Raw genomic sequence first — 16,567 nt, 5'->3', positions numbered from 1 at the left:
GGGCCCACCGCGCGGGTTGCGGTGGGCCCCCTCGGCGTTTCAGACCGTACGGACGACGAGGGCGGGCTTGGTGTCCTGGGCATCGACGAGCGCGCGGATGTCGTCCGGGTCGGAGGTCCAGACGACGGCGCCGAGACCGGACGCCATGACGACGACCGTGGCGTCGACGATGTCGGCGGTACCGGCCTTGCCGCACAGGATCCCCGCCGCCTTGGCGGTTTCGAGGCCCACGGGGACGACCTGGCACCCGGCGAGGAACTTGCCGAGCCGCACTTTGCGCCGGGAGTCACGCCACGCCTGGCTGACGACGACGGAGGGTACGTGGATGTCCCGGCCGTCTTCGAGGGCCAGGCTGTGGCGGGCCCACATGCGCCGGTCGCCGTTGTCGATGGCGATCAGCGCGCCGGCGTCGTACAGATAGGGGATGTTCACGCGGCCGGGGCTCCCGCACTGCCGAGGTACTCGGCATCCGCCGCGGCCATCTCGGCACGCGCGGCGGCGAGTTCCTCCAGGGTGAAGGCGCCGTTCTCCGCCTGCCACTCCTGGATCACCGCGCGACCGGCCCTCAGCCTCAGCTCTCGCTCCACGGCACTGGCGACGAGCCGGGAGAGGGGGATGCCCTCTTCCTCCGCCGCGCCCGCCAGGGCTTCGACCAGGGATTCATCGAGGGTGATCGTCACCTTCTTGCTAGCCATACATTCACCATAGTTCGATATGGCACTTCGTGGGTAGCGTTCCGGCCCCCGGCCGCCGATGCCCCTCCGCCGAACAGGTCCCCGAATACCCGACAGTTCCTGACGGGGTATCGGGAGTTTGCTGCAACGGCGTGCACTGGAGCCGATGTTGGTGCTAGCGTGCCTGCACCACAACAAAAAGTGGCCCCATCAGCGCTCGGAGTGCGATCAACACTCCGCTGACGGGGCCGTGACGACAACCACTTCTAAGGAACCTGTCGCCATGCGCCATGCTATCGCGCGCGCCATTTTCGCGTGCTTCCGCATCCTCCTCACCCTCGCCCTCCCCGCCAAGGGGCGGCGCCGCAAGCAAGTAGCGGCCCCCACACCCCCGCAGCCGTACGTCAGCCCGTGGTCGCGTCCCTGGACCGGGCCCACGAAGGAAGAGGCCGCGGAGTTCTTCCGCCTCCAGGCCGAAGCGGACGCCGTACGGCAGACCCTCGCCGAACGCGCACGCGCGCTCCAGGACCCGGCCGAGTACGAACTCCAGCAGGAACGCCAACTCGCGGCGGCGTACGCGACGTTGGGCATCGACTACCCGTACACGTTCCCCGGCGCCCCCTTCACCGCCGAGGACTTCAGGAACCGCACATGAACCGCGACGCCCTGACCTCGGACCCGCCCGGCTCGCTGTGGGCCGTCTGCTGTCACTGCGGACGCTGGACCCGCGCGGCCGTCGAACTCCCCTTCCCCGGCCCCGTCCGGTACGCCTGCCCCCACTGCCTGCTCACCGTCGGCACGGGAAGCGTCGCGATCCACCACACCCCGCTCCCGCCGAAGCGGTAGCCGCGAGAGCCGCCCTGTCCACGACCACCGCCGTGGACGGGGCCCGGCGCGCGGCTTCACGACTTCGCGAATGCGTACGGTGCCCTCGGCGGCGGCGCGGTGGAAGTCCCGGTACGCGGTCCCTGCGGGCCCACGCCACTCGGCCTCGATCCGATCGACGATCGCGTCCATCCGTACGACCTGGCCGTCAAGGTGGTCCCGCATGTCATCGAGATCGCCGCGCGTCTCAGCCGCTCTTCGCGTCCCGACGGCAGTACGCCCAGCACCCCGCCCCCGCGATCACGGCCGTGTACAGGCAGAACACCAGCGTCGCCGCCCCGGTCGTGAGGTCGGAGCCGATCAGGGTCTGCGCGAAGGACCGGTCGTCGGCGGGGAACGCCGAGGCATCGGTGAGCATGGCCCGGCCCGCCGCGAACGGCAGCCGGCCGCCGGCCCCGTCGAACCCCGGCAGGAACCCGAGAGCCCCGCCCGCCAGCCGCTCCAGGATCAGCGGCCACAGGCACAGCACCAGGACGGGCACGATCCGGCTGCGCAGCAGGGACACCGCCGCCGAGCAGAGCAGCGCCCAGCACCCCGCCCACAGCATGAAGCGCAGCACCGGTACGGGTACGCCGGACCAGTCGGCCGGTGGAGCGTCGACGGCGGCGAGGACGACCGCCGTGGACAAGGAGCCGAGTACGGCGCTCCCGGCTGCCACGCCCGCCGCGACGGTGAAGCCGACCAGGGACTTCGCGGCGTAGGCGGTGGCCCGTCCGCCCACGGCGAGCCAGGTCGTGCGGGCGCCGCCGCGCACCAGGTCGGTGGAGACCGGGCCGGTGCCGAGGACGAGGAGGAAGAAGGCGAGCAGCGGGATCTGGGTGGCCAGCGGGGACCAGGTGACGGCGTCCACGAGGAAGGCGGAACCGAGGGGTCGTTCCGCGTCGGCGTCGACCAGGACGGCCAACCCGGTCAGCAGGCTCAGCACCCCGACGACGCCGAGCAGAACCCATGTCGAGCGCAACCCCGCGAGGTGACGCCACTCGTACCGGCACGCACGGCGCAAAGCCTCGGTGGGGGAGACGACTTCAGGAACGGGCACACCGACGACGGGGTCCGTCTGCACGGTACTCACGAGATCCTGAACTCCTCTTCCGCGATGCCCAGATAGAACTCCTCCAGCGACGGTCCGGCCTCGTGCAGCCAGTACAGCGGCAGCCCGTGCTCGGCGGCAAGGGTGCCGATCCGGACCCGGTCCAGGCCGGTGACGGTCGCGTTCCGGCCGTTCGTGGGAGTGAGTTGTCCCCCGCTCGTGTCGACCAGTTCGGCGAGCCGGTCCAACTCCGGGCACTCCACGCTCACCACGCGCCGGCCGGCGGCGCGATCTAGCAGCTCCGTCATCGGCGCGGTGGCAACGACCCGGCCACGGGAGAGGACGACGACCCGGTCCGCCAACTGCTCCATCTCGCCCAGGAGATGACTGGAGACCAGTACGGCCCTCCCCCGGTCGGCCTCGGCGCGCAGGAACTGCCGCAGCCAGCGGATGGAGTGCGGGTCGAGGCCGTTGGCCGGTTCGTCGAGGACGAGGACGGGCGGATCGCCCAGCAGCGCCTGTGCGATGGCCACGCGCTGGGCCATGCCGAGGGAGAGTTCGGCCAGCCGCAGCCGGGCCGCCTCGGAGAGGCCGACCTCCGCGAGGCACGCGTCGACACGGCGGTCGCTCGCCGCGGATCCGGCGGCGACCGTCCGCAGATGGGTACGTACCCGGTGCCCGCCGTGTCCGGCGACACCGCCGAGTACGGCGCCGACGACCGTGCCCGGCGCGCCCCACCTGTACAGGGGGCGGCCGAGGTAACGGGTACGGCCCTCTCCTCGCAGCAGGCCCAGCATCAGCTGGATCGTCGTGGACTTGCCGGCTCCGTTGGCGCCCACGAATCCGGTCACCTCGCCCGCGTGGAGGGTGAGGTCGACTCCGTCCACGACGCGTTTGGTACCGAAGGACCGGCCGAGGCCCGCCGCCTCGACGAGAACGTCACCGTGCTCCGTATTCGTGGAGCGGGGGTTCATGTAGGGTCTCCCTGCGTTATCGCAAGGGGGAGGAAGCCAGGCTTCGGCGGCCCGAACAGGCGTGGAAACCGAAGGGTTGCCACTCGCGGGCTTCTTCCCCCCGATTGCCTTGCCGCATTCCCGGATCAGTTCCGGACTACGGCTATCACTTGCAACAGGATCACGGCGTGCGCGAATACGCAGATCCCCCACGCGGAAGCGCCTCGCATCCCGTGCCGGAACGCTGTCACCCAACCGGCCGCCAGCAATATCACGGACAATGCGACGGACACCCAGGAAAGTGCGAGCCAGGGTGCGGAAAGGTCTGTGAAGAATCCGAGAGCCGCAGCGGGGACGAGGGCCAGCAGAGGAAGAACCCAACTGCTCTCCCCCGCGCCGCGAGCGGTGTCGGAGGTGGTGCCGGTCATCCGGTGCTCCGTTCTGCGGGAAGGGTGGCCGGGCCGTCCCGGCCACCCTTGTGGATCAGCGCAGGGCGTTGTAGATCTCAAGCAGGGTCAGGCCGGGCGAGACGGCCGCGAGCGGCAGCCGCACCAGCAGGGGGAGGTCGTCGTACCACTTCTTGAAGTCGCTGTACTTGCCCGCGATGGCCCTGCCGAAGCCGCTGACCTTGCTGAACGCCGCGCGGATGGCCGACCACTTGCTCGCGGCGGCGACCTTGCCGTCGGCGATCTGGCTGAGCTCGGCGCGCTCGGCGGACGTCAACTGGCCTGCGAGCGGGCTGCCCAGGAGTGTGCGGGCGGCGTGCTGGGCTGCGGCCCGGTCCGCGGCGGCGGGTGCGGAGACGGACTGCGGCGTGGCCACGGAAGTGGTGGACGCCGAGGCGAGTCCGGCGCCGGCGCCGAGCGTGAGAGCGGCGACCGCGGAAACGGCGGCCGTCCGTAAAGCGTTGCGATTCATTCGTCTTCCCTTGCGTCGTCGCAAGGGGGAGGAAGCCCCGACGGGCAACCTGAACAGGCGTGGAACCGAAAGGCTCCCCGGACTTCTTTCCCCCCGATTAATTGGTCACGCGGCGTCTCGACTGACGGGACGCCGGGCAGGTCCGAACATTACCGAGAAGACGATCACTTGACCATCACGGAATTGGCCAGGGGAGGCGCATCGGGGCGGGAAAGGAGGCGCGGACCTGCACGTTTTCCGTACTGGAGGGACTTTGCCGTCTCATTACTTGACTGAAAACGCCTTGAGGAGGGAGGTCCAGGTGGAGGGGGTGAGGTGGAGGAGGGGACCGGTGGGGTTCTTCGAGTCGCGTACGGCGATGGTGCCGGGGATGTTGCGGGCGACCTCTACGCACTCCTGGTGAGCTTCACCGCCGCTGTAGCTGGACTTGACGAACTCAAAAGCGGGCACGCTCGCTACATCTCCTTCATGATCCCATCGATCAGCCTGACCGAGGTCTCCTGGGCGAGGCTCACCCGTGCGATCCGGTCGAAGAGCCTGTTGTGCTGGTCAGCATCAGTATCGCTCTCCAACCAGACAGTCGACCATGTGGTATCCGCGTAGACCACGTCCAGGGCACCTGGTTCGGCGAACGACACGATGGTGAATGCACTGGTCATGCCCGGATGCGAGCCCGCGAGGTAGGGGAGCACCTGCAACCTCACGTTGGGTCGCTCGACCATGTCGAGCAAGTGCCCCAACTGCTCCCGCATCACCTGTCGGCCACCGACGAGTTGGCGAAGAGTGGCCTCGTGCACCACGGCCCACAACTCCAACGGGCTGTCACCGCCGAGCCGAACCTGCCGCGCGATACGCGCCTCGACAAAGGCACCGATCTGGCTGGGGTCCTCCCAGTTTCCAGCGCCCACGGCAATGGCCTGCGCGTAGTCGGGCGTTTGCAACAACCCCGGCACAATGGCGCCTTGCCAGGTGCGGATGTTGGTCGCCATGTCCTCCAAGGCGACGTACTCAGCCATCGCCGGTAGCAACGGGTACTGATTCCACCACCCCTTCGCCTTACGCCGCTCCCGATCCGCCTTCGCAATCGCCAGCAGCCGCCCCACAACGGCCTCGTCCTCCACCCCGTACAGCTTGCACAGCGCGCGGACGTCCGGCTCCCGGATCGGGACCCACCCCCGCTCCATCTTCGCCACCTTCGCGGCGGTCGCCGACAACACCCCCGCAGCCTGGGGCTGGGTGAGGCCGGCCGCCTCCCGCAACCGCAGCAGCTCACCGCCCAACTTCCGTGCCAGCACGGTGGAAGCCCGCCCTGTCGTCACTCTCGTCTCCTCCTGGTCAGCAGCCGCGCGCAGCGTACCCCACAAGAGGGAACCGGGAGATATTTCCCCGGGACTGCTTGCGGGGTCGTCTGGAACAACGCTACCTTCAGTGCTCAATCAGCCACCTGGCGCAACAGGTTGGGCCAAATCTCCCATGCGTCCCAGCCCGCCGGAGGCGACTTCGTACAAGGAGGTCCGCCGTGAACGACTCCTGCCCCATCCCCACGCCCCGCCACTTCGACTCCATCACCTACACCCCCACCCCCCGCACCATCCCCCTCGCCCGCCGCCACATCACCACCCTCCTCACCACCTGGGGCCACCCCCACCTCGCCCTCAACGCCGCCCTGATCACCAGCGAGTTGTGCACGAACGCGATCCTGCACGGCCGACTCCCCGGCCGCCTCTACCGCGTAGAGACGTCCCTCACCACCAAGTCCCTGCGCATCGCGGTCACCGACCCCAAGGGCGAGGCCCTGCCGGAACACCGCACCCCGGTCCCCGACGCGACGACCGGCCGGGGTCTGCTCATCGTCCAACGCCTCGCCAGCCGTTGGGCAGTCGAGCCCCTGACCGTCGGGAAGACGGTGTGGGCGGAGTTGGACCTCCCGGCAGGACGCTGAGCGGCACGGTCAGCCGAGTTCCGCCGCGACCGCCGTCCGCAGCACAGCCGTCCGCACCCCGCACCCTTCCAGCAGGACGGCGCACTCCTCGTCGTGGTCAAGGATCAGTGCGAGCAAGTGAGTTGAGCTGAAGTACTTCTCGGTGAGGCTCTGCGACAGCTGGAGAATCCTCTCCATCCCGCTCGACCACGGAAGCTCACGAACCCGGCGGCCACCCGCGCGCCCGGGCCGCCGGGCGAGCAGGGCCGTGCGGACGGTCTCATGGTCCGCGCCAGCCGCGTCCAGCAAGTTGCGCGCGGTACTCCGGTGGCGCGCGATGCTCAGGAGGACATGGACGGCGGAGACCTCCACGTGTCCCACCGAACGCGCCTCGGCGACCGACCTCGCAAGGTCACGAACAGCGTCTTCCGTCATCAACTCGGGCATACAGAACAGTATTTGACCGCTCCGCTCCGGCGTCCACCGCCAGCCCCTACGACTTCGGCAACACCAACTCGTACAGACACTCCCGAGTCCGCCGCACCACCGCCGCCTCCTCACCGTGAAGTTCCGTCGTCACCCGTAGCAACTCCGCCCCCAGATGCGGCCGTTCGAGATTGTCGGACGGAATCGCCCGCCACAGGCTGAACGCCCGCCGGGACGCCGCCGCGACGTCAGGATGGTCGGCCCCCTGGATCGTCGCCCGGAGCTGCGCGCCGTGCAGATACCAGGCGAGCCCGGTCGAGTGGTCGCCGGTGAGGGTCGCCAAGTACCCCCGCACCTCCCGGACTTGGGCGGTGTAGAGGTGGAACCCCCCGTACTCCCGCGTCACGTCCTGGTCGAGTTTCTCCGCGAGGACGGCCGCGTCGGCGGGCTGCCCCGACTGCGCGACCTCGGCGACTTTGACGAGCCGCGCGCGGAGGGTCTCGGCGGAGAGCCCCGGCGGCGTGGACACGGACCAGAACTCGGGGGTCACCGTCCCCCAGGGGCGGTACTGCGGCTCGGACATGGCTCCCTCGTACGGCGAGTTCATCACTGGTTCGTACTGCTGCGCGAACCGTACCGCTCGCACTTTCACACGATCCCCGCCGGATCCACCTGCGGGTCGGCGTAAAGTCGCACGTCGAAGACGTACGGCGAGGGGGGACGATGGGCACGGCACCGGTCGCGGTACCGCACCTCCCGGTCGGCTCCCGCCTGCTCGTCCCGGTCCTCGCCGCGACGGGCGGCAGCGGCCGTACGACGGTGGCGCACCTGCTCGCGAAGGGGCTGGCCGGGGTCGCGGACACGGTGCTGCTGGACCTCGCACCGAGGCTGGCGTCGTCGTGGCCACCGCACCTCGCGCCCCAACGGGCAACGGGGCTCGCGGTGTTGCCCCCGGACCAGCCCCTGACGCGTACGGCGGTACGCCAGGCGTGCGCCGTGGAGGAACCCGGCCCGCACATCCTCTCCGACACCCGCGCCTGGCACGCCCCACCCCTCCTCGACCTCCCCCAACTCCCCACGGCCTGGTACCAGTTGGCGGCGATCGGCGGCTGGCAGGCGGTGGTCGCGGACACCCCCCACCCCCTGTCCCACGACCTCCTCACGGCCCGCCACACGGGAACCCGGGCGCTGACCCGCGACTGGTACGAACTTCCGTACGCGATCCCGGTGTTGTGCGCCCCGGCGACAGCGGACGGCATCCACTCCCTGATCCAGGCGACGAAAACCCTGGACGCGGAGGCCCTCCCGCTGGCCCGGACGGTCATCGCCCTGGTCGGCACGGCGGACGGCCGCCTCCCCGCCCCACTCCGCACGACCCTCACGGCCGCGACCGACCGCGCCGCAGCGGTCGTCCACATCCCCCACGACACCCGCATCCGCACCCAGGGCCAAGCCGCCGCGCACCCCCGCCCGCGCCTCCGGCACGCGAGCACGCGTCTGACGGACGCGGTGTTGAACGCGGCGCACCGGGTATGGGGCCGCCCCCTGCCGCTGGCCCCGCAACCGGCGCCTCTGCCCTGAACTCACCAACACCGCAAGCACTTCAGGGTCAAACCACTCGAACGAGTGAACATCATTAGTTCCGATGGCATATGCGAATCCCTCCGCCTTACGTTCCGTAACGGAGGTGGTTCGCGTGAATGAACCCTGCAAGCGGCAAGACGCCATCGACATCAGCGACTTCGTGTACGCGGCGACAGGGGCCCGGGTCCGGCGGCTCACGATGCCGGACGGGACGCATTGGTTTCCGGCGGTGGATGTGTGCACAGAACTCGGATACACCACGCCGAAGAAGGCTCTCCTGGACCATGTCCCGGAAGAACACCGAGACATTCTCGAGACCGTGACTGGAAGTCATGGTCTCAGCATTCCCGCAGGTAGGAGGTGGCGCCGAGACCTGAATCTCATCTCTCTCCAAGGTCTCGTCCTCCTCGTCAACGCCTGCACCAAACCCGCCTGCGCCCCCTTCAAGCAGTGGGCGGCGGAAGTCATCGCGACCGTCCAGCAGGAGGGTTCGTACTCCCTCCGGAAGGCCGAGGTCCAGCCCGCCACCTCCGGCGCCCCCGTCGTCTACGCCATGCCCGACCAGGTCGCCGACGCCATCGTCCGCCTCGAAGAGCACAACCTCCGCATCGACGAGGAACTTGCGACCGCACAGCAGGAGTCACTGTCCCTGCAAAGGCAGATGCTGGCGATGCAGCGGGAGAGTCTGAGCGCTCAGCAGAGCATCGCCGACGCCATGAGCCGCATCGCGACCCGCTTCGACACCCTGGCCCTCGCCTCCCCCAGCGCCCCGCACCCGACCACGGAATCCGTCCTCGCGGACTGGCGTCGGCGACTCTCCGTGACGGAGGACGTCTGGACGCTGGCGGTCGTCATCGCGCCGGTCCTTGTGAAGGAAGGTGAGCTGCGGCAGCCGCTGGAGTCGCTGGCGGCGCGTACGGGGTTGACCGTGCACCGCGTCAACGAGTGCCTGCGGCTCCTGCGCACGCACGCCTGCATCCGCTCCAGGGGCGCGACGGAGGACGGAGCACCGGTGTACGTCCTCAACTGACCCACCCGGTAAACACGAAGGGACGGTCGCAATCCGAACTTGCGGCCGTCCCTTCGGCGTTCAACTTATCCCAACCCGCAGCGCCTCACGCCCAAGTGATCAGCTTCTTCGGCTGTTCCAGGATCGCCGCGATGTCGGCCAGCACCTTCGACCCCAACTCCCCGTCCACCAACCGGTGATCGAAGGACAGCGCGAGGGTCGTCACCTGGCGGGGCTTCACCTTGCCCTTGTGGACCCACGGCTGGAGCTTGATGGCTCCGATCGCCAGGATCGCGGACTCGCCGGGGTTGAGGATCGGCGTGCCCGTGTCGATGCCGAAGACGCCGACGTTGGTGATGGTCACCGTGCCGCCCTGCATCGCCGCCGGGGAGGTTTTGCCGTCGCGGGCCGTCAACACCAACTCACCCAACGCCTGCGCCAGTTCCGGCAGCGTCTTCTCCTGCGCGTCCTTGATGTTCGGGACGATCAGGCCGCGCGGCGTGGCGGCGGCGATGCCGAGGTTGACGTAGTGCTTGAGGACGATCTCCTGCGCCGCCTCGTCCCAGGACGCGTTGATCTCGGGGTTGCGCTTGATCGCTACCAGGAGCGCCTTGGCGATCAGGAGCAGGGGGTTGACCCGCAGGCCCGCGAGGTCCTTGTCCCGCTTCAGCTCCTCGACCAGCTTCAGGGTCCGGGTGACGTCGACCGTCACGAACTCCGTGACGTGCGGCGCGGTGAAGGCGGAGCCGACCATCGCCGCCGCGGTCGCCTTGCGGACGCCCTTGACGGGGATACGGGTCTCGCGGGTGGTGTCGTACGCCGGTACGGCGGGGGTCACCGACGGCGCGGGCACCTCAAGAACGGCAGGCGCCGCCGCCTTGTGCACGTCCTCCCGCGTGACGACCCCGTCGGGCCCTGTCGGCGTCACCGTCGCCAGATCCACGCCGAGATCCTTCGCGAGCTTCCGCACCGGAGGCTTGGCCAACGGCCGCTCGGCACGCTCAGCAGGCTCCGTACGCCCAGCAGACTCCGTACGCTCCTCGACAACCGGCGCCGGTGCCACGTACCCATGCCCGTTCAACTCCGCCTGCACAGCGGGCGCGGCAGCGGTGGGCACCTCCGCGACCCCCTTGCGGGGCCGCCGCTTCGTGGACGACGCCGCCACCCCGTACCCGACGAGCACAGGCTGACGCCCCTCGGGCTTCGACTCCTCCGCGGCGGACGCGGACGCCTGAGCCGGCACCTCGGAAACAACCGCCTCAGAAACAACCGTCTCGGAAGCGCCCCCCTCAGCAGCACCCCCCACCTCCACCGAGATGATCGCCACCCCCACATCCACCGTCGCCCCCTCGGCGAACCGCAGCTCTCGCACCACCCCGTCGTACGGAATCGGCAGCTCCACAGCCGCCTTCGCCGTCTCGACCTCGCACACCACCTGCCCGTCGGAGACCACGTCCCCCGGCTGGACGTACCACTTGAGGATCTCCGCCTCCGTGAGCCCCTCGCCCACGTCCGGCATCTTGAATTCGCGTACCGCGGATTCGGTCATCGTCGTCACGTCCCTCTCCTCAGTACGCCAGGGCACGGTCGACGGTGTCGAGCACCCGGTCAAGGCCCGGCAGGTACTCCTCTTCGAGGCGGGCCGGCGGATAGGGGGTGTGATAGCCACCGACCCGCAGCACAGGCGCCTCCAGGTGGTAGAAGCACCGTTCGGTGATCCGCGCCGCGATCTCCGCGCCGGAGCCGAAGAAGACGGGCGCCTCGTGGACGACGACGAGTCGCCGGGTCTTCTCGACGGACGTCTGGATCGCGTCGAAGTCGAGCGGCGAGACCGAGCGCAGGTCGAGGACCTCCAGGGACTTGCCCTCCTCGGCGGCGGCGTCGGCGGCCTCCAGGCAGACCTTCACCATCGGCCCGTACGCGACCAGCGTGAGGTCGGACCCCTCGCGCACGCGGACGGCCTTGTGCAGCGGCCCCGGAATCGCCTCCGTGTCCACCTCGGACCGGTCCCAGTACCGCCGCTTCGGCTCGAAGAAGATCACCGGGTCGTCGCTGTGGATGGCCTGCTGCATCATCCAGTACGCGTCCGCCGAGTTGGACGGCGAGACGACCTTCAGCCCGGCGACGTGCGCGAAGAGCGCCTCGGGCGACTCGGAGTGGTGCTCGACCGCGCCGATGCCGCCGCCGTAGGGAATCCGGACGACGACGGGGAGCTTGACCTTGCCCAGCGAGCGCGCGTGCATCTTCGCGAGCTGGGTGACGATCTGGTCGTACGCCGGGAAGACGAATCCGTCGAACTGGATCTCCACGACCGGGCGGTAGCCGCGCAGGGCCAGCCCGATGGCCGTACCGACGATGCCCGACTCGGCGAGCGGTGTGTCGATGACACGGCTCTCGCCGAAGTCCTTCTGGAGGCCGTCGGTCACGCGGAAGACGCCGCCGAGCTTGCCGACGTCCTCGCCCATGATGACGACCTTGGGGTCCTCCTCCAGGGCTCGGCGCAGCGACTCGTTGATCGCCTTGGCCACTGCCAATTTCTCGACTGCCATGTCAGACCCCCTCCACATCGGTGAACGACGCCTGGTAGGCGGCGAACTGAGCCCGCTCCTCGTCGACGAGCGAGTGCCCGTCCGCGTAGGCGTTCTCGAAGATCGCGAACCGGTCGGGGTCCGGCATCCCCCGGACCGCTTCGCGCACTCGTTTGCCCAACGCCTCGGACTCGGCTTCGAGTTCCGCGAAAAATCCCTCTTCAGGGTGGTTTGAGCCGGAAACACCGGACCCCTTCAGGGACTCCAGATACGTCCGCAGCCGCAGAATCGGGTCCTTCGCCTCCCACGCCACCCGCTCGTCGTCCAGCCGGTACCGCGTCGGATCGTCGGACGTCGTATGCGCCCCCATCCGGTACGTGTACGCCTCGACCAGCGTCGGCCCCTCCCCGTTCCGCGCCCGCTCCAGCGCCCACTTGGTCACCGCGAGACACGCGAGCACGTCGTTGCCGTCGACCCGGACCCCGGGGAACCCGTACCCCTGGGCCCGCTGGTACAGCGGAACCCGCGTCTGCTTCTCGGTCGGCTCCGAGATCGCCCACTGGTTGTTCTGGCAGAAGAACACGACGGGCGCGTTGTAGACGGCGGAGAAGGTGAACGATTCCGCGACGTCCCCCTGGCTGGACGCGCCGTCCCCGAAGTACGCGATGACCGCGCTGTCCGCGCCGTCCTTGGCGACCCCCATCGCGTACCCGGTCGCGTGCAGTGTCTGGGAGCCGATGACGATCGTGTAGAGCTGGAAGTTGTTGCTGCTCGGGTCCCAGCCGCCGTTGTTGACGCCCCGGAACATGCCGAGCAGGTTCTCCGGCGGGACACCCCGGCACCAGGCGACGCCGTGCTCGCGGTAGGTCGGGAAGACGTAGTCGTCGTCGCGCAGGGCGCGGCCGGAGCCGATCTGGGCGGCTTCTTGGCCCAGCAGCGAGGCCCACAGGCCGAGTTCGCCCTGACGCTGGAGGGAGGTCGCCTCGGCGTCGAAACGCCGGGTGAGGACCATGTCGCGGTACAGGCCGCGGAGTTGTCCGGGGGTGATGTCGGCGACGTACTTGTCGTACTCGGCGTTCTTGACCCGCTTGCCCTCGGGGGTCAGCAGCTGCACGAGTTCGGGTTCGGTGCTCTTCTTCGCGGCGGCTGCCTTGCGGGTCGCTGCGGCCTTGCCTCCACCGCCGCGTCGCGGTGTGCGCGGGGCAGTGCTCTCCACGGTCACGTGTAGCTCCTCCGTCGGTCCGGCTCCCGGGGTTGCCGGGGTCCAGTGCGGCCTACCTGTTTCCGGACACCCGTGCACGGGGTGGGTGCCACTCGGCCGGAACAGGCGTGACATGAGCTCCGGCGAGCGCCCTGGGGCGCTCACGTTACCCAGTGCTCCACATTTCTGTGAAACCCCTTCTGACCTGCGTTTTTACTCGGATTTCCAAGTAAATTCGGCAAAGCCGTGAAGGGCCCTGGTCACAGCCTCGCAGGAGGCCGGAGCAACGGCACGTTATCCCGCGCTCCCCGGCCACGGGAAGGGTTGTGTGTGAAACTGATCTCGTGCGCGAAAAGGCGGAAATCCGGGTTTTTCTCCTCGATGACCATGAAGTCGTACGGCGTGGCGTGCGCGAGCTGCTCGCGGTCGAGGACGGCGTCGAGGTGATCGGCGAGGCGGGTACGGCGGCGGAGGCGCTCGCCCGTATCCCGGCCCTGCGGCCCGACGTAGCCGTCCTCGACGTGCGGCTTCCCGACGGCAGCGGCGTCGAGGTGTGCCGCGAGATCCGCTCCCAGGACCCGTCCCTCAAGTGTCTGATACTGACCTCTTTCGCGGACGACGAGGCCCTGTTCGACGCGATCATGGCGGGCGCGTCCGGGTACGTCCTGAAGGCGATCCGCGGTGACGAGCTGCTGTCGGCCGTACGGGCCGTCGCCGAGGGCAGGTCCCTGCTCGACCCCGTCGCCACCGCGCGCGTGCTGGAGCGGCTGCGGGAGGGCGCCCCCAAGGGCGACGAACGCCTGGAGCGGCTCACCGACCAGGAGCGCCGCATCCTCCACCTCATCGGCGAGGGCCTCACCAACCGGCAGATCGGCGAGGAGCTGCACCTCGCGGAGAAGACGATCAAGAACTACGTGTCGAGCCTGCTGGCGAAGCTGGGGATGCAGCGGAGGTCGCAGGCGGCGGCGTACGTGGCGCGGATGCAGGTGGGTCAGCAGGGCTAGGGCATTTCCGGGGCCCGCTCCCGCCCCGGGCCCGGGCTCACCCCTCTTACTCGGGACTTACGTCCCCTTTCCCAGGGGCGTCAGGCCCTGTCGCCGCCCGTGGGACCGCGCCCACAGTGGACGTCATGCCGTACACCGCCGACACCCGGCACGCCCTCGACCTCCTCGCCGACGCCGACCACGGCCAGGTCGCGGCCAGCGTCCGCGCGCTGCCGTTCCTCGCGACCGCCCGTCACGCCGTCGTCGCGGACCGGCTGCTCCTGCGGCTGTGCGCCCACCAGCGCGCGTGCGCGGGCCAGGTCGTGGCGTACGGGACCGGCGCGGCCGATCACTGGTCGGTGCAGGTCGTCGGGCTGTGCGAGACGGCCGAGCCGACGGTGGAGGAGCGGGCGCTGTTCGCGGGGGAGGCGCCGGCGGACCCCGTCTATCTGTGGGTCACGCCGCAGTACGCGACGGTGCACACGGAGGACTGAGGCACCCGCCCGCCGCTCCTTCCGGCACCCGCCCGCCGCCGCCCCCTTCCTCAGCCGCCCGTCAGCCCGCCCAGCCCCGTCGTGCTGCCCTCCGACGTCCCCCCGTTGGACGTCCCGCCGTCGGACGTGCCCCCGTTGTTCGTGCCGGTCGACGTCCCCGTGCTCCCCTGGTTCGTCGTCCCCGTCGACGTGTCCCCGGTGGTGGCCGGGTCCGACGACGGCTCCGGCGAGTCGTCGCCCGAAGGCGTCGGCTCGCTGCTCTGTTCCTGCGTCTTCGAGGGCGTCGGCGACGGCTTGGGCGTGGACGGGTCGGAGTAGTCCCCACTCCCGCCGGACGTCGTGCTGTTCTCGGTCGACGAGTCGCTGGAGTCGTCGGACTCGGTCTCGCTCGGCGAGGGGGACGAGGAGTCCGAGCTGGTCGAGGAGGAGACGGTCGGCGTCGGGGTGGTGTCCGTGCCGCCGCCCTTGCCGCCGGTGTTCTGGAGCGCGATGGCGACGCCCGCGGCGATGGCGATGATCGCCAGCACCGCGAGGATCCACAGCTTCCCGCGCCCGCCGCCGTGGTTGCCGTGGCCCTCGAAACCGCCGTCGTCGCCGGACCCGTACCCCTGGGGCAGGATCGGCTGCGGGATCTGCGAGGTCGCGCCGCCGTGGCCGCCCTGCGGCATCATCGTCGTGCTGGAGTAGCCGCCGGTGACCGGGTGCGCGGCGATCGGCGCGGTGACCGGGCCGGTGTTCCAGGTGCCGGTGTGCGGGCCGTGGTCGTACAGCATCTGGAGGCCGTACTGGACGAGCCCGCGCATCTCCTCGGCCGTCTGGAACCGGTCGTCCGGCTCCTTCGCGAGCGCGCGCATCGCGAGCCCGTCGAGCTCCGGCGGGGAGGCGCCGCCGGACGCCTGCGAGGGGGGTACGGGGATGTCCTGGACGTGCTGGTAGACCACCGACAGCGGGGTCTCGCCGACGAACGGGGGCCGCAGCGCGAGGAGTTCGTACAGCATGCAGCCGGTGGCGTACAGGTCGGAGCGGTGGTCGACGGCCTTTCCGAGCGCCTGTTCGGGGGAGAGGTACTGAGGCGTCCCCATGACCATGCCGGTCTGCGTCATCGTCGTGGACGCGCCGTGCAGCGCGCGGGCGATGCCGAAGTCCATGACCTTGACGGCGCCGTTGTGCGTGATGATGACGTTCGCCGGCTTGATGTCGCGGTGCACGATGCCGTGCTGGTGCGAATACGCGAGCGCTTCGAGGACCCCGGAGACGATGATCAGCGCCTGTTCGGGACCGGGCGCCTCCGCGTTCAGCAGCAGATCGCGGATCGTGCGGCCCTCGACGATCTCCATGACGATGTACGGCACGGCCTGGCCGTTCGCCATCACGTCCTCGCCGGAGTCGTACACGGCGACGATGGAGTGGTGGTTCAGACCGGCCACCGACTGGGCCTCGCGCGTGAAGCGGGCCTTGGACGTCGGGTCCTCGGCGAGGTCGGAGCGCAGCAGCTTGACGGCGACGGTCCGGCCGAGGCGTACGTCCTCGGCGGCGAACACCTCCGCCATGCCGCCCCGGCCGAGTCTGCGCGTGAGCCGGTAACGTCCGTCACCGACCAGGCCGCCGTTGCCCCACTGTTCCGGCGCGTCCGACATACCGCCGTCAGTCGCCTCGGGGTCGGACGGGCCCTGAGAGCGCTGCTGCTGTGCCATCAGTCCTCGCCGTCGTTTCTGCCCGCGGTGCGCGCGGTGTTGTCACGGTCTCCGTCGGCCACGCTACAGCCTCCCGCCGGGCCCCCGATCCGGGAAGGCCCCTGTGAGGAGCCCGCCCGGACGTGTGCTCGTGCACATTCCGTGTACCGGCGATGCGGAGGCTGTGACGCTCGTGCGGTGCTTCTTTCGCGTACGGTCACGGAACGGGCACCGAGCTTGACGTGTGAGGGGCCTGAGGCAGACTTGGCCGAGATTGACGCATGGGAT

At 69.7% G+C, this 16,567-nt stretch carries 20 protein-coding genes; 7 read left to right on the top strand and 13 right to left on the bottom strand.

Annotation, left to right across the window (positions count from 1 at the left end; all coding sequences use genetic code 11):
- Nucleotides 1-39 precede the first annotated feature (39 nt).
- Together ACQCO7_RS22335 and ACQCO7_RS22330 are read right to left on the bottom strand one after the other, a co-directional pair.
- Entirely contained in the window at nt 40-432 is a 393-nt protein-coding gene (locus tag ACQCO7_RS22335) for a PIN domain-containing protein (RefSeq protein WP_464073511.1), read from the bottom strand.
- A complete protein-coding gene (locus tag ACQCO7_RS22330; protein WP_464073510.1) occupies nt 429-695 on the bottom strand; it encodes a hypothetical protein in 267 nt (88 codons plus the stop codon). Before ACQCO7_RS22330 ends, ACQCO7_RS22335 begins: the two co-directional genes overlap by 4 nt.
- Nucleotides 696-957: 262 nt before the next feature.
- On the opposite strand from ACQCO7_RS22330, the gene ACQCO7_RS22325 reads away from it, so the two are divergent.
- Complete coding sequence (locus tag ACQCO7_RS22325) at nt 958-1,329, top strand: hypothetical protein (RefSeq protein ID WP_464073509.1); 372 nt, start codon at nt 958-960, stop codon at nt 1,327-1,329.
- Nucleotides 1,326-1,520, top strand: a complete 195-nt coding sequence (locus ACQCO7_RS22320) for a hypothetical protein (RefSeq protein WP_464073508.1) — start codon at nt 1,326-1,328, stop codon at nt 1,518-1,520. Before ACQCO7_RS22325 ends, ACQCO7_RS22320 begins: the two co-directional genes overlap by 4 nt.
- Before the next feature lie 226 nt (nt 1,521-1,746).
- Here ACQCO7_RS22320 and ACQCO7_RS22315 read toward each other — a convergent pair whose 3' ends face one another.
- The 5 genes from ACQCO7_RS22315 to ACQCO7_RS22295 all read right to left on the bottom strand — a co-directional run bounded on the left by ACQCO7_RS22315 (nt 1,747) and on the right by ACQCO7_RS22295 (nt 5,779).
- On the bottom strand, nt 1,747-2,631 hold the full coding sequence (locus tag ACQCO7_RS22315) for a hypothetical protein (protein WP_464073507.1): 885 nt from the start codon (nt 2,629-2,631) through the stop codon (nt 1,747-1,749).
- Nucleotides 2,628-3,563 carry an ABC transporter ATP-binding protein gene (locus ACQCO7_RS22310; protein WP_464073506.1) on the bottom strand — a complete coding sequence of 312 codons (936 nt, stop codon included), beginning with the start codon at nt 3,561-3,563 and terminating at the stop codon, nt 2,628-2,630. The genes ACQCO7_RS22315 and ACQCO7_RS22310 overlap by 4 nt, the downstream gene beginning before the upstream one ends.
- 462 nt (nt 3,564-4,025) lie before the next feature.
- Nucleotides 4,026-4,460, bottom strand: a complete 435-nt coding sequence (locus ACQCO7_RS22305; protein WP_464073505.1) for a hypothetical protein — start codon at nt 4,458-4,460, stop codon at nt 4,026-4,028.
- Between the two features lie 264 nt (nt 4,461-4,724).
- Nucleotides 4,725-4,910, bottom strand: coding sequence for a DUF397 domain-containing protein (locus ACQCO7_RS22300; RefSeq protein ID WP_464073504.1), 186 nt, complete (start codon nt 4,908-4,910; stop codon nt 4,725-4,727).
- A gap of 5 nt (nt 4,911-4,915) precedes the next feature.
- Complete coding sequence (locus ACQCO7_RS22295; RefSeq protein WP_464073503.1) at nt 4,916-5,779, bottom strand: helix-turn-helix domain-containing protein; 864 nt, start codon at nt 5,777-5,779, stop codon at nt 4,916-4,918.
- A 200-nt stretch (nt 5,780-5,979) separates the two neighbouring features.
- Here ACQCO7_RS22295 and ACQCO7_RS22290 point away from each other — a divergent pair, with 200 nt between their 5' ends.
- On the top strand, nt 5,980-6,402 hold the full coding sequence (locus ACQCO7_RS22290; protein WP_464073502.1) for an ATP-binding protein: 423 nt from the start codon (nt 5,980-5,982) through the stop codon (nt 6,400-6,402).
- Between the two features lie 9 nt (nt 6,403-6,411).
- Here the strand turns inward: ACQCO7_RS22290 and ACQCO7_RS22285 are convergent, their stop codons facing one another.
- Complete coding sequence (locus ACQCO7_RS22285) at nt 6,412-6,816, bottom strand: Clp protease N-terminal domain-containing protein (protein ID WP_464073501.1); 405 nt, start codon at nt 6,814-6,816, stop codon at nt 6,412-6,414.
- Between the two features lie 58 nt (nt 6,817-6,874).
- The gene (locus ACQCO7_RS22280; protein WP_464073500.1) at nt 6,875-7,390 is read right to left on the bottom strand and encodes a hypothetical protein; all 516 of its coding nucleotides are present in this window, start codon (nt 7,388-7,390) and stop codon (nt 6,875-6,877) included.
- A gap of 140 nt (nt 7,391-7,530) precedes the next feature.
- On the opposite strand from ACQCO7_RS22280, the gene ACQCO7_RS22275 reads away from it, so the two are divergent.
- Together ACQCO7_RS22275 and ACQCO7_RS22270 are read left to right on the top strand one after the other, a co-directional pair.
- Nucleotides 7,531-8,388, top strand: coding sequence for a hypothetical protein (locus ACQCO7_RS22275; RefSeq protein ID WP_464073499.1), 858 nt, complete (start codon nt 7,531-7,533; stop codon nt 8,386-8,388).
- A 115-nt stretch (nt 8,389-8,503) separates the two neighbouring features.
- Complete coding sequence (locus ACQCO7_RS22270; protein ID WP_464073498.1) at nt 8,504-9,421, top strand: BRO-N domain-containing protein; 918 nt, start codon at nt 8,504-8,506, stop codon at nt 9,419-9,421.
- 85 nt (nt 9,422-9,506) lie between these two features.
- Here the strand turns inward: ACQCO7_RS22270 and ACQCO7_RS22265 are convergent, their stop codons facing one another.
- The 3 genes from ACQCO7_RS22265 to pdhA are packed head-to-tail and all read right to left on the bottom strand — an operon-like array spanning nt 9,507 to nt 13,150.
- Entirely contained in the window at nt 9,507-10,958 is a 1,452-nt protein-coding gene (locus tag ACQCO7_RS22265; RefSeq protein ID WP_464073497.1) for a dihydrolipoamide acetyltransferase family protein, read from the bottom strand.
- Nucleotides 10,959-10,968: 10 nt separating this feature from the next.
- Nucleotides 10,969-11,949, bottom strand: coding sequence for an alpha-ketoacid dehydrogenase subunit beta (locus ACQCO7_RS22260; RefSeq protein ID WP_464073496.1), 981 nt, complete (start codon nt 11,947-11,949; stop codon nt 10,969-10,971).
- Nucleotide 11,950: 1 nt separating this feature from the next.
- Entirely contained in the window at nt 11,951-13,150 is a 1,200-nt protein-coding gene (pdhA, locus tag ACQCO7_RS22255) for a pyruvate dehydrogenase (acetyl-transferring) E1 component subunit alpha (RefSeq protein ID WP_464073495.1), read from the bottom strand.
- A 323-nt stretch (nt 13,151-13,473) separates the two neighbouring features.
- On the opposite strand from pdhA, the gene ACQCO7_RS22250 reads away from it, so the two are divergent.
- The gene (locus ACQCO7_RS22250) at nt 13,474-14,133 is read left to right on the top strand and encodes a response regulator (protein WP_464073494.1); all 660 of its coding nucleotides are present in this window, start codon (nt 13,474-13,476) and stop codon (nt 14,131-14,133) included.
- A gap of 125 nt (nt 14,134-14,258) precedes the next feature.
- Nucleotides 14,259-14,606, top strand: coding sequence for a pyridoxamine 5'-phosphate oxidase family protein (locus tag ACQCO7_RS22245; RefSeq protein ID WP_464073493.1), 348 nt, complete (start codon nt 14,259-14,261; stop codon nt 14,604-14,606).
- A gap of 50 nt (nt 14,607-14,656) precedes the next feature.
- Here the strand turns inward: ACQCO7_RS22245 and ACQCO7_RS22240 are convergent, their stop codons facing one another.
- Nucleotides 14,657-16,300, bottom strand: coding sequence for a protein kinase domain-containing protein (locus tag ACQCO7_RS22240; protein ID WP_464073492.1), 1,644 nt, complete (start codon nt 16,298-16,300; stop codon nt 14,657-14,659).
- Between the last annotated feature and the right edge of the window lie 267 nt (nt 16,301-16,567).

This window comes from Streptomyces saintjeani, assembly GCF_055409605.1.
Note: the sequence above shows the minus strand (reverse complement) of the source record. Positions and strands in the feature narration are given on the sequence as shown.